The 12,554-nt window shown below is 61.2% G+C and carries 11 protein-coding genes; 4 read left to right on the forward strand and 7 right to left on the reverse strand.

Annotated elements, in window-relative coordinates:
* Positions 1–32: 32 nt before the first annotated feature.
* Positions 33–806, forward strand: a complete 774-nt coding sequence (locus GJ630_RS00570) for an SDR family NAD(P)-dependent oxidoreductase (protein ID WP_014031130.1) — start codon at positions 33–35, stop codon at positions 804–806.
* A 5-nt stretch (positions 807–811) separates the two neighbouring features.
* Here GJ630_RS00570 and GJ630_RS00575 read toward each other — a convergent pair whose 3' ends face one another.
* From GJ630_RS00575 to GJ630_RS00600, 6 genes are all read right to left on the reverse strand, one after another.
* The gene (locus GJ630_RS00575; RefSeq protein ID WP_191449116.1) at positions 812–2,287 is read right to left on the reverse strand and encodes a rhamnulokinase family protein; all 1,476 of its coding nucleotides are present in this window, start codon (positions 2,285–2,287) and stop codon (positions 812–814) included.
* Between the two features lie 32 nt (positions 2,288–2,319).
* Positions 2,320–2,973 carry a class II aldolase/adducin family protein gene (locus tag GJ630_RS00580; RefSeq protein ID WP_191449117.1) on the reverse strand — a complete coding sequence of 218 codons (654 nt, stop codon included), beginning with the start codon at positions 2,971–2,973 and terminating at the stop codon, positions 2,320–2,322.
* Positions 2,974–3,058: 85 nt separating this feature from the next.
* The gene (locus GJ630_RS00585) at positions 3,059–4,219 is read right to left on the reverse strand and encodes an ABC transporter ATP-binding protein (protein WP_064289109.1); all 1,161 of its coding nucleotides are present in this window, start codon (positions 4,217–4,219) and stop codon (positions 3,059–3,061) included.
* A gap of 91 nt (positions 4,220–4,310) precedes the next feature.
* Positions 4,311–5,189, reverse strand: a complete 879-nt coding sequence (locus GJ630_RS00590; RefSeq protein ID WP_044952797.1) for a carbohydrate ABC transporter permease — start codon at positions 5,187–5,189, stop codon at positions 4,311–4,313.
* Entirely contained in the window at positions 5,189–6,121 is a 933-nt protein-coding gene (locus GJ630_RS00595) for a carbohydrate ABC transporter permease (protein WP_014031135.1), read from the reverse strand. Before GJ630_RS00595 ends, GJ630_RS00590 begins: the two co-directional genes overlap by 1 nt.
* 36 nt (positions 6,122–6,157) lie before the next feature.
* Complete coding sequence (locus GJ630_RS00600; RefSeq protein WP_191449118.1) at positions 6,158–7,591, reverse strand: sugar ABC transporter substrate-binding protein; 1,434 nt, start codon at positions 7,589–7,591, stop codon at positions 6,158–6,160.
* A 346-nt stretch (positions 7,592–7,937) separates the two neighbouring features.
* Between GJ630_RS00600 and GJ630_RS00605 the strand changes: the two genes are divergently transcribed.
* Positions 7,938–8,972, forward strand: a complete 1,035-nt coding sequence (locus GJ630_RS00605; RefSeq protein WP_191449119.1) for a galactitol-1-phosphate 5-dehydrogenase — start codon at positions 7,938–7,940, stop codon at positions 8,970–8,972.
* A 298-nt stretch (positions 8,973–9,270) separates the two neighbouring features.
* A complete protein-coding gene (locus GJ630_RS00610; protein WP_050006930.1) occupies positions 9,271–10,038 on the forward strand; it encodes an IclR family transcriptional regulator in 768 nt (255 codons plus the stop codon).
* Between the two features lie 607 nt (positions 10,039–10,645).
* Here the strand turns inward: GJ630_RS00610 and GJ630_RS00615 are convergent.
* Positions 10,646–11,650 carry a HEAT repeat domain-containing protein gene (locus GJ630_RS00615; RefSeq protein WP_014031139.1) on the reverse strand — a complete coding sequence of 335 codons (1,005 nt, stop codon included), beginning with the start codon at positions 11,648–11,650 and terminating at the stop codon, positions 10,646–10,648.
* Between the two features lie 380 nt (positions 11,651–12,030).
* Here GJ630_RS00615 and GJ630_RS00620 point away from each other — a divergent pair, with 380 nt between their 5' ends.
* Entirely contained in the window at positions 12,031–12,552 is a 522-nt protein-coding gene (locus GJ630_RS00620; protein WP_064289110.1) for an LUD domain-containing protein, read from the forward strand.
* Positions 12,553–12,554: the final 2 nt, after the last annotated feature.

A 12,554-nucleotide genomic window follows, 5' to 3' on the forward strand; every position in this document is an offset into this window, starting at 1 on the left:
TGCTGGAGGCTACCGGAGCACCAAGCGTACGCATGAGTGTAGTTGACAGCTTCTCCCTCGACGGAGAGACGGCTATCGTCACCGGTGCGGCGCAGGGTCTCGGCAAACAGATGGCGACCGGGCTCACCGAGATGGGGGCCGACGTGGCTATCGCGGACGTGAACATCGAGAAAGCGGAACGGACGGCCGCAGAACTCGACGGTCAAACGGACGTCGTCGCGACGGAGGTCGACGTGACGGACGAAGCCTCGGTCGAGGCGATGGTCGAAGACGTGACCGACCGCCTCGGACCGATTGACGTACTGGTCAACAATGCCGGGATCGTCGAGAACTCCCCTGCGGAGGAGACGAGCATCGAGTCATGGCGGCGGGTCGTGTCGGTCAACCTCGACGGTGTCTTTCTCTGTGCCAAACACGTCGGCCAGCAGATGCTCGAACGGGGCGAGGGCCGCATCGTCAACGTCTCCTCGATGTCAGGCTTCGACGTGAACGTCCCGCAGAAACAGGCCAGCTACAACACGACGAAAGCCGGCGTCAGGATGCTGACCCAGTCACTGGCGGTCGAGTGGGGCGAGCAGGGCGTCCGTGTCAACGCTATTGCGCCCGGCTACATGCGGACCGAACTCGTCGACGAAGTGCTCGAAGAGAGCCCCGAGATGGAAGAAACGTGGCTCGAGAACACGCCGATGGGCCGACTCGGCCGGCCTGAGGAACTGAAAGAACTTGTCGTCTACCTCGCGTCGGATGCGTCGTCGTACATGACAGGGTCGACCGTCGTGATGGACGGCGGCTACACCTCGCGGTGAAAGCGTCAGGCTTCGGACAGCGAATCGTCGGTCAGTGCAGCCAACCGATCTTTTGCATCGGCCCACTCGCCAGCGTTACCCGGTTCGTATGTCGTCGTCTCGAACGCCGATTCGACCAACTGCCGCCCGGTTTCGATGTCAGAAACCGTTCCGGCGGCGACGGCCTGTGTGAGGACGTTGCCGACAGCCGTCGCCTCGACTGGGCCAGTCGACACTGGGCGGTTGGTGGCGTCGGCCAGTAGCTGACAGAACAGCTCGTTTCTAACACCGCCGCCACCGAGCACGATATGCGATGGCGGGTCGTCGACGACTGCCGCGAGCGCGTCGAGTTCCAGCGCCGTTTTCGCCGCCAGGCTGTCGAGGAGACAGCGGACGATGCTGCCCTGCCCCGTCGGGACGGGCTGGTCCGTTCGGCGGCAGTAGGCCCGGATCTGCTCGGGCATCGGCTCGTCGATGCCGAACGTCTCGGCATCCGTATCGACGAGTGCGGCCCGTGGCGGGGCCTCCTCGGCGGCCGACAACAGCGTCTCGTACTCCAGCGGTTCGCCCGCTTCGCGCCACGCTTTGCGGCATTCTTCGAGCATGAAGAAGCCGTTGATGTTCTTCAGGAGCCGGACGGACCCGTCGACGCCGAGTTCGTTCGAGACGGCCTGTTCGAAGGCGGCGTCCGTCCGCACTGGTGCATCGCGCTCGACGCCGAGGATGAACCACGAGCCAGTGTTGAGGAACGCGGCGTCCTCGACGAGCGGGAGGCCGGCGACGGCCGCCGCCGTGTCGTGGCTCGCCGGGGTCACGATCTCCGGCGTGGAAGACAACCCCGAGACGACGTCGTCATCGACCGCCCCGAGACATTGTCCGGGTTCAGACAGCGGCGGGAGCAGGTCCGTTGGAACCGACAGCTCGTCGAGCAGGTCGATGGCCCACGTTCGCGCCTCGGGATCGACCATCTGCGTGGTCGAGGCGATCGTCACGTCGCCCGCCGGCCGGCCCCCTATCCGTGCCGAAAGGAGCTGTGGCATCATGAGCAGGCCGTCGCTCGCTTCGAGGAGTTCCGGCTCGCGCTCGGCGATGGTATGGAGCTGCCACAGCGTGTTCGGGGTGTTCCAGTTCGTGATGCCGGTCACGTCGAACAGCCGCCGCTTGCCGACAGCCTCGAACACTTGCTCGCGCGTGGCCGTCGAATCTGGGTCGCGGTAGGAGACCGGGTCCCGGAGCAGTTCGCCGTCGGCTAGGAGTCCGAAGTCGAGCCCCCAGGTGTCGATACCGACCGTGTCGAGGCCGTCGGCGCGGTCGTCGGCCGCACTGAGCCCGTCGCCGATGTGGTCGACCAGCGCGTCGACGTCCCAGACGTAGCGGCCGTCCCGTTCGACGGGTCGGTTGTCGAACCGGTGGACCTCCTGTACCGCGAACGAGGACTCGGTCACCTCGCCGAGGAACACCGTCCCGCCGCTCGCGCCGATGTCGATTGCGACGTAGTTCATGGGATGCTCTCAGGTGTGGTTCGCACGAGTGGTCACTGTCCGTAGCTGTCGAGCTTATCGGCCAGCCGGTCGATCTCCTCGTCCGGGAGGATCTCCGGCTCGCCGATGGCCCGGGCCTGATGGTGGATGCGGGCGCAGTACTCGACCATCAACGCGACCGTGTAGGCGTCGTCCAGCGACTCGTCGGCGGTCAGCACGCCGTGGTTGCGCAACAGCGTGGCGTTGAACGACTCGCCCAGCGCGTCGACGGCGGCCTCGCCGAGTTTCTCGGTCGCGTGCGTTTCGTATTCGGCGACTGGGACCTCCGTCCCGGTGAACGAGAGGAGGTAGTGCGAGGCCGGTATCGGCTCGCCCAGCGAGGCGAACGTCGTCGCGTACGGCGAGTGGGTGTGGACGACGCCGCCGACCGCCGGTCGCTCGCGGTAGACGGCCAGGTGCATCGGCAGTTCTGTCGACGGGTCGACGTCGCCCTCGACGACAGTGCCGTCCGTGTGTACGATCGGAACGTCTTCCGGTTCGATCTCTCCATAGGGGATTCCCGACGGGCTGATCGCGATGTGGTTCTCGTCGAGCCGGGCGCTGAGGTTCCCGCCAGTCCCGGTTGTCAGGTCGTCGTCGAGCAGGCTCCGGCCGTACTCGCAGATAGCGTTACGCGTCTCGTAGTGTGGAATATCTTGAGCTGTCATGTGTCATGTGTCATGTGTCATGTGTCATGTGTCGTGTGTCGATAACTGTCGGTTACGGCGAGTGAGGCGACGACAGGTATCGCCGTCACTCGGCGGGTTTCATTTGCTCTTCGAGCGCCATCTCCGCGTCGTCACCGAGCTGGCGCTGGTGGATCGTCTCGCCGCTGGCGCGGTCGAACAGGTGCACGTCCCGGTCCGGGATCTCCACGTAGACGTGTTGGCCCTCGCTGATCGGGCGCTGGCCGTCCGTCTCGACGATGAACGTCTGCTCGTGGCTCTGTGACCGGGCCTGGAGATAGACGTAGGAGATGCTCCCCATCGGTTCGACGACGTCGACGACGGCCTCGAACTCGTGGCCCGAGTTCGCCCGGTCGTGAAGCGTCATATCCTCCGGCCGAATACCGAGGACGAGTTCGTTTCGACTCCCAACAGCGGACTGCATCCGCTCGGTCAGGTCGAAGTCGAAGCCGTCCGCGCGGAGGGTTCCGCCCTCGACGGTGCCCTCGAAGAAGTTCATCGACGGCGAGCCGAGGAAGCCGGCCACGAACTGGTTGGCCGGGCGGTAGAAACACTCCAGCGGCGTGCCGACCTGCTGGAGTTCCCCGTAGTTGAGGACGACGAGCCGGTCGCCCATCGTCATCGCCTCCGTCTGGTCGTGGGTGACGTACAGCGTCGTCACGTCGAGGTCGTTCTGGAGCCGGTTGATCTCGGTGCGCATCTCCGCCCGGAGCTTCGCGTCCAGGTTCGACAGCGGCTCGTCCATCAGGAAGACGTTCGGGTCACGGACGATAGCGCGGCCGAGCGCGACACGCTGTTGTTGTCCCCCGGAGAGTTCGCCGGGCTTGTCGTCCAACAGCATGTCGATGTCCATCATCTCGGCGGCGGACGTGACGGCTTCCTCGATCTCGTCGGCGGACATGTCCGTCGACATCTTCAGCCCGAAGGACATGTTCTCCTCGACGGTCATGTTGGGGTACAGCGCGTAGTTCTGGAATACCATCGCAATATCCCGGGCGCGCGGGCCGAGTTGATTGACCACCTTATCGCCGATTCTGATATCGCCCTCGGATTGCGTTTCCAGCCCTGCGACGATGCGCATGAGCGTCGACTTCCCGCTCCCGGACGGACCGACGAAGACGATAAACTCGCCATCGCGGATGTCCAGCGAGACGTCGTCGACCGCGACGATTGACTCATCTCCTTCACCGAATCGCTTCGTAACGTCGTCGATTGTGATCTTTGCCATTATCTTGCCTCCGATGTGCGGCTAAGTGAAGCTACCGCCGCCGCAGGGGCGTCGTTTGCGAGCGATACCTGTCGTGGTGTGGACAGCGTCGTCATTCTTTGATCACCACGCCGAAGCTGAGCCCGGCCGCGAGGTACTTGTTGACCGCAATGAGGAAGATGACGACCGGAACGATCATCGCTGTCGAGGCGGCCGCGAGCATCCCCCATTCGATCGAGCGCGAGCCGATGAACGAGTAGACGAACAGCGTCACGGGGACGGCCTCGAAGCTCGTCAACACGAGCCCGAACAGCAGCTCGATCCACGCGAAGATGAAGCTGATGATGGCGACCGAGAAGATGCCGGGCTTGGCCGCCGGCAGGACGACCTTCCTGAAGCCCTGGAACTGGGTCGCGCCATCGACACGGGCCGCCTCTTCCAGCGTCTCGGGGATGCCGTCGAAGAACGCTTTCATCACCCAGACGACGAGCGAGAGGTTGATGCTGACGTACATCAGCACCATCCCGACCCGCGTGTCGAACAGATTGAGCTCCCGGAAGATGATGAAGAAGGGGAGCACGACGGCAATCGGCGGAAGCATTCGTGAGGAAAGTATCCACACGAGCACGTCCCGCTCCATGGGGATATCGTACCGCGAGAGCACATACGCGGCGGGGACGCCGATCAACAGCACGAGGACGACCGACGCCGACACCATGACGAGGCTGTTGGCGAACGCCGCGACGAACCCGGAATCCTGGATCAACTGGATGTAGTTGTACACCGTCGGCAGGAAGATCCAGTCCGGGGGCAGCGAATTCGCTGTTCCGGGCGGCTTCAGCGACATCGAAGCGAGCCAGTACAGCGGGAACAGCACGATGAACGACCACGTCAGGAGAATGGTGTGTCGAACCACCGTGACGATGGTCTCACGCGTATCCTTGTCGAGTCGCTGTGATGCGGTCGCGGAGTCGCTATCCGTTGTCGCCATCAGTCCCACACCCCCTCGAAGCCGACCTTCGCAATGATGACGTTACACAGTGCAACGACGAGGACGAGGTAAACGACGGCGATCGCTGCGGCCACAGTGATCTGGTTGTTGATGAACATCTGTTCGTAGATGTTGATGCTCACGAGCTGGGTCGCCGTCCCGGGACCGCCGCCCGTGAGCCCGTACACCACGCCGAACGTTCGGAACAGGTCGATTAACCGGATGAGCGTCGCGACAAACACGACCGGCTTCATGTAGGGGATGATGACGTGGACGTAGCGACGCCACATCGGCGCACCGTCGACGCGCGACGCTTCGATGAGCGTCTTCGGCACCGACGAGAGGCCGGCGTAGAAGATGATGAACATGAACGGCGTCCAGTTCCACGCGTCTAAGAGAATAACCGTCAGCAGCGGGATTTCCGAGAGGAAATTCGGCGCTGCGAACGGCGTGCCGGTGTTTATGACGTACGGAATAATTCCGATTTCGCTGTTCAGCATGATCCGGCCGATGGTCGCGAGCGAGACGGGGGCGACGGCCATCGGAATGATGAACAACACCCGGTAGAACGACTTCGCCCGGCCGGAGCCGACGCCGGCGACGAGCGCGGCCAGGACGAACCCGAGGATAGTTTCGAGGAGCAGCGCGCTGACGACGACAGTAATCGTAATGACGAACGAGTGGATCGCGCCGCCGCGGGTAAACGCCGTCTCGAAGTTGCGCAGCCCCACGAAATCAGCTGCGAATACATCGAGTGTCGGCTCCGCGATCAGGCTGAGATACAGGTCGTAGGCACCGGGGAAGAAGGTGATCATCACCATCACCGCCACCATCGGTGCCATGAACCAGTACGGGAGGTAGTCGTTCCACAGGTCCCGCAGCCTGGCGAAGGTCGATTGAGGTGTCGTTTCCGTTTGCGTTGGTGTACTCATTTGTGGGATGTGTTGTGGCGCAGGTGTGGCTGAGACTTAATTGCTGTAGATGTCTTCTGCGATGGATGCCGCCTGTGTCATCGCCTCCTCAGCGGACTTCTGCCCGGCGATGGCGCGCTGCAGTTCCTCCGAGTACCGCTGGCCCCATTCGGGGTACTTCCGGTCGAACGGGTCCGGCGCTGCTTCCTGCAGGGATTCGAGGGTGACCTGTGCGAAGTTCTCGCCGACGCGAGAGCGGAACTCGTCGTTCTCCCAGACGGACTGTCGGACGGAGAAGGCGGCGTCGCCCTCGACGTGCATCCAGGTGTTGGTCGGCTGTGAGGACGCCCACACCATGAACAGGAACGCCTGTTCGGAGTTCTGGGCGTTCTTGGACGTGGAGATCTGCCAGTTGAACGCGTTGGGCGAGAACTGGCCGTCGGCCGGGCTGGGCACCTTCGCGATACCGACGTTATCCGCAACTGAGGAGTCAGAGCCGGTGAGTCCGGGCCAGAACAGGTTCGCGTCGGAGACGATGTGGCCGGCGCGGCCCTCCTGCATCGTCGAGAGCACGTCCGACCAGGTCTGGGTCGAGGCCCCTTCGGGACCGTAGTCCTGCAGCAGGCTGACGTACCAGTCCGCCGCGTTGATGACGCCGTCGGAGTCGAGGCCGGAATCGTCCGGGAAACTGTCCCAGAGCTCCGCGCCGTTCTGGCGCAGGAACGTGTTCAGGATGTAGATGTTCATCCCGTACCCCTTGTCGCCACGGCCGACGGTGCCGACGACGTCGGACTCGTTCTCGTGGATGGCCTGTGCGTTCTGACGGAACTCTTCGAGCGTCTCCGCGACCTCCAGGTCGTGCTTGTCGTAGAGGTCTTTGCGGTAGAACTGCGTCTGGACTTCGACGGTAATCGGCATCCCGGTCCAGGTGTCGCTGTAGCCACCACCGTGGGCCTGCCAGCGCGACGCCTCGAAGAGGTCGTCGGTGTCGTACCAGTCCTCGTCGAAGAGGCTGTCGTCGTCAAAGAACGGATCGAGCGGCTGTATCCAGCCCTCCTCACGGAACTGGTTGACGACCTGATCCATGTAGAAAACGTCGAACTGCCCAGCGCCGGTACTGACGTCCGTCTGGCGCTTGGTCCGGAACTGCTGTTCGGGCAGGACGTTCCAGACGACGTCGATCCCGGTCAGTTCCTCGAAGACCGGGACCGCGGGTTTGATGGCCGAAACCCAGGGGTGCTGGACGGCCCCGATGTTGATCGAGGACCCCTCGAACTGTCGCCAGTCGATATCGGCGTCCTCGTACTCGCTGAGTGGAATCGCGAGCTCGCCATCGCTTCCGTCGGTGCTGGTTCCGCCATCACTACCCCCACTTGAGCCGTCACTTCCGCTCCCATCTGAGCCATCGCCGCCTCGTGTACAGCCAGCGAGACCGCTGAGTAGTCCGACACCTGTCGCTTTCAGAAACGTCCGCCTGTTGGAGTTGGTCATGCCAGTTTGCCTCGTCACTACCGAATTACCGATGCATAATAAAGGTAATCATCTGTAAGGTAGAATACCCATCCCACTGGGGGAGATCCGACGGTTTGCAGTACTAGGACGCCTCTATCTACGAATTCCTCTGTCGCCCGATTACGGGAGACCGTGGCAAGATTTTAATACACGGTCCGAAAACATCGATAGTACGGATCGTGGCTGAGTCCGCTGTGTGCGTCCAGCTCGGCTGGACCAGTGACAACGGGCTACGGCCCAGACCACCCATGACCCGACCCACACCAACTCACGACCGAGGTACTGCTGTAGTGACGACCGCGACCCGACCGTCGGAGGACGACTGATGCGCGCCAGCACGTTGACCGATGTCGGCGAAATTACCGTCGAAGAGCGTGACCGACCGGACCCTGCGGATGACGAGGTTCTCGTTCAGGTCGGCGCCTGTAGCGTCTGCATGACCGACTATCATATGTACCACGGCACCTTCGCCGCAGAGACACCGCTGGTCCTGGGCCACGAAGGTGCCGGGACCGTTGCGGAAGTCGGTGCCGACGTTGAGGGCTTCGCGGTCGGAGACCGCGTCGCAATCAACCCCACCGTCCCCTGTAACGCCTGCTCGTACTGCAAGAAGGGGGAGACGCACCTCTGTGAGAACAACACGAGCATCGGCGGTGCCGGTGACACCATCCTCGACGGTGCCTTCGCTGAATACGTCCGCGTCCCGGCGATCAACGTCGAGGACATCGACGAGATGTCATTCGAACGGGCCGCACTCGCCGAACCGCTCGCCTGCTGTGTCCACGGCGTCGAGCAGACAGACATCAAACCCGGAGACAGCGTCGGTATTATCGGCGCTGGCCCGATTGGCTTGCTGCTCCTGCAGGCGTTCCGCAATGCAGGCGCTGCCCCAATCGTGGTTTCCGAACTTGATGACGAACGACGAGAGCTGGCTGCCGACCTCGGCGCAGATGCCGTCGTCGACCCCAACGAAGAAGATCCCGAGGAGGCGATCTGTGCGGCGGCCGGCGGACCGGTCGACGTCGGCGCCGAGGCTATTGGGCTCGTCCCGACAATCAAGCAGGCCAACGCTGTGACGGCGTCCGGTGGCTCGACACTCATCTTCGGCGTCCCTGACCAAGAAGCGACAATGGAAATCAGCCCGTTCGATGTCTTCTTCGACGAGGTCGACTACCGCGGCTCGTTCTCCCTGACGACCGAGGACTTCGAGCGAGCGATAACACTGCTCAGACACGAACGCATCGATGCCGAGACGCTCATCACCGAACGTATCGGGCTCGACGATCTCCCGACAGCGTTTGAACGGATGGGCAACGCTGAGGGGCTGAAGAAAGTAGTCGTTCCAGGGGATTCCGAGTGAGCGAGTACGACCTCCTCGATACTGTCCGGAAATGCGGTCGTCGTGGCGCTTGACCACGGTATCGCTATGGAAGCAATTCGTGAACTCGAACAGTACAGTCCACACTTGACGCGGTGCCTTGCAACCGGCCGCAGTTGTTCTGGAGAGAAGAACGAATAAATTTCGACAGTCGGAACTCGTAGCGATCCAGAAAATAGTGATAAATAATGTAGGATGTCTTCTGGGCCTACTGCACATGCCACCATCTGTTCTGCTCTAGTGAACAGGCTTTTGTCGCGGCGGGTCGAAACGACGGTCAATGACCGACGAACCACAGTATGCAGTCGAAGCAACCCAGACATCGGTGGCTATCCTCGAAGCGCTTGTCGACGCGACGGGGCCTGTCGGCGTTACAGAGCTTGCCAATCTCGTCGGGGTTTCCAAGAGCGTCGCCCATAACCACCTCTCGACGTTGCGTGCGGCCGGATACGTGGTCAAGCGCGCAGAGAAGTACGAGGCGTCGCTCCGCCCGTTGTTTCTCGGTGAGCGAACGCGTGATGGACTCAGTTTCTATCAGGCGGCGAAACAACAACTGGACAATCTCGCGACGGCAACAGGGGAGACAGCGACACTGTTCGTCCTCGAAGAAACGGCCGGTGTCCCGGTGTCGATCTCCGAACCCGAGGACGGCTGGGCAGTCCCGTTCCACGCGGGCGAACGGTTGCCACTCCATGTCAACGCACCGGGAAAGGCACTGCTGTCGTCGCTCCCGAGTGATCGCGTCGAATCGGTTCTCGATGAAAGAGAGCTTGTCGCACCGACTGACGCAACTCTCGTCGACCCAGATGAACTCATCGAGGAACTGCGCCGGGTTCGTGATGACGGCATTGCGTTCTGTAGAGGAGAACAGTACGAGGGGATTATCGGTGTTGCCGCCCCGCTCCCTGACGTCAGTGGTGATCGGATCGCTGCACTGGGCATCTGTGGCCCCGTTGAGCGTTTGAACGGCCGATACCTCAGGGAGGATATCACCGGGCAAGTCCTCAGCACGACAAAATCCATTCAGGTGGCCCTTACATCGAATTGATGGGTTCTTGAATAACGGGCGTACTACTGTTATTCTATTCTGTTGGTGGCCGCCATCGGAATGGACGAACGGCCTCACTGCCACACACCGCTACCGACGACGCCTGATCTTCATGCGTCGAAAAGATAGTTTCCGGTCACCCCGGCATCAGAAGTAATCTCACGAAGGAATCGCGGATCACTTTATGCCCCTCTGTACTGACTGTGAGATTAAGCACCATCGTGTGAGTGCTACTGCTGTCAATCGCGTGCTGTTCTCTACAGCAGAACAGGCCGCAGGATTGAACAGCGAGGTGTTGTGGGGACAGTCCCACCGACTACAACAGCGGCTATTGGTCTCTAACTCACGCCCACCGCTAATATGAATATATGATTGACACATTTCCAGTCATATATTTCAAAATTGGAGATGGAATTGCCAGATATACGTCTATTCCATCCAAGTCTGTATGTCCCATACGCAACATCTGATCTTCCACGGAAGTAGATAGCTCTGATGGGTATCGCTACGAGACGACGCAGCACCAGATAACTACTGCAACCGTGACCCTGTCAGAGACGGAGACAATGCGGTTTCTGTGGGAACTGCAGGAAAACCGACTGTGCCCTCACAATGGGGTGCCACAGCCCGGGCACAGCGGGGGGCCGGATTCGGGGAGCGAAAGCCCGCAGTGTGGGCACCCGTCATCGCCTTCCGGCGTCCGGATCTCCGAGACAATGTCGGATGTCTGTGTGCGGATTGCATCTCTCGCGGCTATTCCTGTAAAGCCATCAGCAGGTTCCGCCCCGCGATACTGGGAGAGAGCGAACCGGGCTCGCTCGGCAACAAACTCCTCGTCCACAGTGAACTCTTCGAGTTGTGCTTCCGGGAACGCTTCCACGCTCTTAGTGCCGGCAAGCAACCCCAGCGCTTCGGCTGCCCGCCCGCGGACGTATCTGCTTTCGTCTTCGAGACACGAGACGAGTGCTTCCCTGGCGTCTGTAAGCCGTTCGGGACACGCAGAGCCGATAACGACGAGAGCTGTGCTCAGGTGATATCGAACCAGTTCGCTGTCCGCTCGAAGATGCTCGGCGAGCGAGTCGACCTGATAGCGGAGTCTGTCGGGACGGCCCATGGCGACGTGGGCCAGCGCCTTCGCTAATTTCTCCCTAACTTCTGGTTTGTCGAACTCCAGGCCGATGCGCAGGTCTGCCACGACCTCAGGTGAGACGACGGCATCGGGATGGTCGACGGCGACGTAGCCCAGCGCCTCTGCACACCGGGCGCGAACGTAGTAGAACTCCGACTCATCCGCCAGTCGCTCGGCAAGCGTCGGGACAACCGGAACCACGCTGTCCGGCGCGCTCTCGCTGACCGTGACGAACAATTTCGCTGTCGTGAGCCGTGTTGGCCGCTCGCTATTCTGCAAAAACACAGTGAGCGACGTCAGTACGCCGTCGAACAGTTTCGGCTGGTCGTCAGCAGCCGCTTTGAGTGACCGCAAGCACGCCTGCTGGTCAGCCGCTCCGGCCATCGAAAGCCGCTCAAGTGCTGTCAGTGCGTCAGCTTTCTCTCCTTGTTCGAGTAACGTCACAATCTCTGAATCTGGAGGTGCACCGGATTGGTCGTCCATCGGTCCGTTGTCGGCATTTCTCGGAGAACCCACAAAACCCCTTGCCTCCCGGGTATTACTCGATCCGAAATAACCGCACACCGTTGAAACTGTGATACCGCCATTAATGCCGTATATGGTAATGCATCTATGGTTTATACACCTATTTATGAGAGATGTCGGTAGAGAGTACCGATATTTGGATGTATTTGTGTGGCGAATATATTAATCAGCTTACATCGGGCGAGTGGCAATATAAGTAAATACAGTAACTGTCTGCTGATCTAGTAAAACGATGCCCAGCGTAGCTGGATATACGCGGCAGCCCACTGGATTTGTCGGACTTCCGCCCGTTTCAGACAAAAGCTAAATGATGATGTAGGTTTTCGGTTCGCGCATAGATGAAAAGCAAACGCGCGTCGTTCGAGGGCGCTCTCGAAGCATTGGGTGTGACAGTTTCAAGCACTGCCGAGTCCGACCTCGAAGCCGCTGTTACGGAGGCAGTCACGGAGCCTGCAGTCGGGATCGCGCTCGACAAAACGGCCGGGGACGAGGCGTTTTCTCTCACGGAGACGCCGGTCACGGTCGACCCCACTCCGGTCGCGCTTCGCGAAGCGACCACCGGCGTAACCGGTGCTGAACTCGGCATCGGCGACTACGGTTCGCTCGTCCTCTCGATGACCGAAGAGGCCAGCGAACTCCTGAGCCTGTTTGTCGAGCGTCATGTCGCCATTCTTCACGAGGAAGACATCCAGCCCGATATGGACGCGGCAGTGGCAGAACTGGACGAACGGTTCAACGAAACCGGTGGGAGCGCGATCATCGCAACAGGACCGAGCGCGACAGCCGACATGGGCGCGCTCGTCAAAGGCGCACACGGACCCAAGGAAGTCCACGTCATCATCGTCGAGGAGGGTGCGTGACG

Source organism: Haloarcula sp. CBA1122 (genome assembly GCF_009741785.1).
Taxonomy (GTDB): domain Archaea; phylum Halobacteriota; class Halobacteria; order Halobacteriales; family Haloarculaceae; genus Haloarcula; species Haloarcula hispanica.

What these genes read in the sequence shown, in the direction of transcription:
- GJ630_RS00570 (WP_014031130.1), top strand. Translation starts at nt 33, where the DNA reads ATGAGTGTAGTTGACAGCTTCTCCCTCGACGGAGAGACGGCTATCGTC.
- GJ630_RS00575 (WP_191449116.1), bottom strand. Translation starts at nt 2,287, where the DNA reads ATGAACTACGTCGCAATCGACATCGGCGCGAGCGGCGGGACGGTGTTC.
- GJ630_RS00580 (WP_191449117.1), bottom strand. Translation starts at nt 2,973, where the DNA reads ATGACAGCTCAAGATATTCCACACTACGAGACGCGTAACGCTATCTGC.
- GJ630_RS00585 (WP_064289109.1), bottom strand. Translation starts at nt 4,219, where the DNA reads ATGGCAAAGATCACAATCGACGACGTTACGAAGCGATTCGGTGAAGGA.
- GJ630_RS00590 (WP_044952797.1), bottom strand. Translation starts at nt 5,189, where the DNA reads ATGGCGACAACGGATAGCGACTCCGCGACCGCATCACAGCGACTCGAC.
- GJ630_RS00595 (WP_014031135.1), bottom strand. Translation starts at nt 6,121, where the DNA reads ATGAGTACACCAACGCAAACGGAAACGACACCTCAATCGACCTTCGCC.
- GJ630_RS00600 (WP_191449118.1), bottom strand. Translation starts at nt 7,591, where the DNA reads ATGACCAACTCCAACAGGCGGACGTTTCTGAAAGCGACAGGTGTCGGA.
- GJ630_RS00605 (WP_191449119.1), top strand. Translation starts at nt 7,938, where the DNA reads ATGCGCGCCAGCACGTTGACCGATGTCGGCGAAATTACCGTCGAAGAG.
- GJ630_RS00610 (WP_050006930.1), top strand. Translation starts at nt 9,271, where the DNA reads ATGACCGACGAACCACAGTATGCAGTCGAAGCAACCCAGACATCGGTG.
- GJ630_RS00615 (WP_014031139.1), bottom strand. Translation starts at nt 11,650, where the DNA reads ATGGACGACCAATCCGGTGCACCTCCAGATTCAGAGATTGTGACGTTA.
- GJ630_RS00620 (WP_064289110.1), top strand. Translation starts at nt 12,031, where the DNA reads ATGAAAAGCAAACGCGCGTCGTTCGAGGGCGCTCTCGAAGCATTGGGT.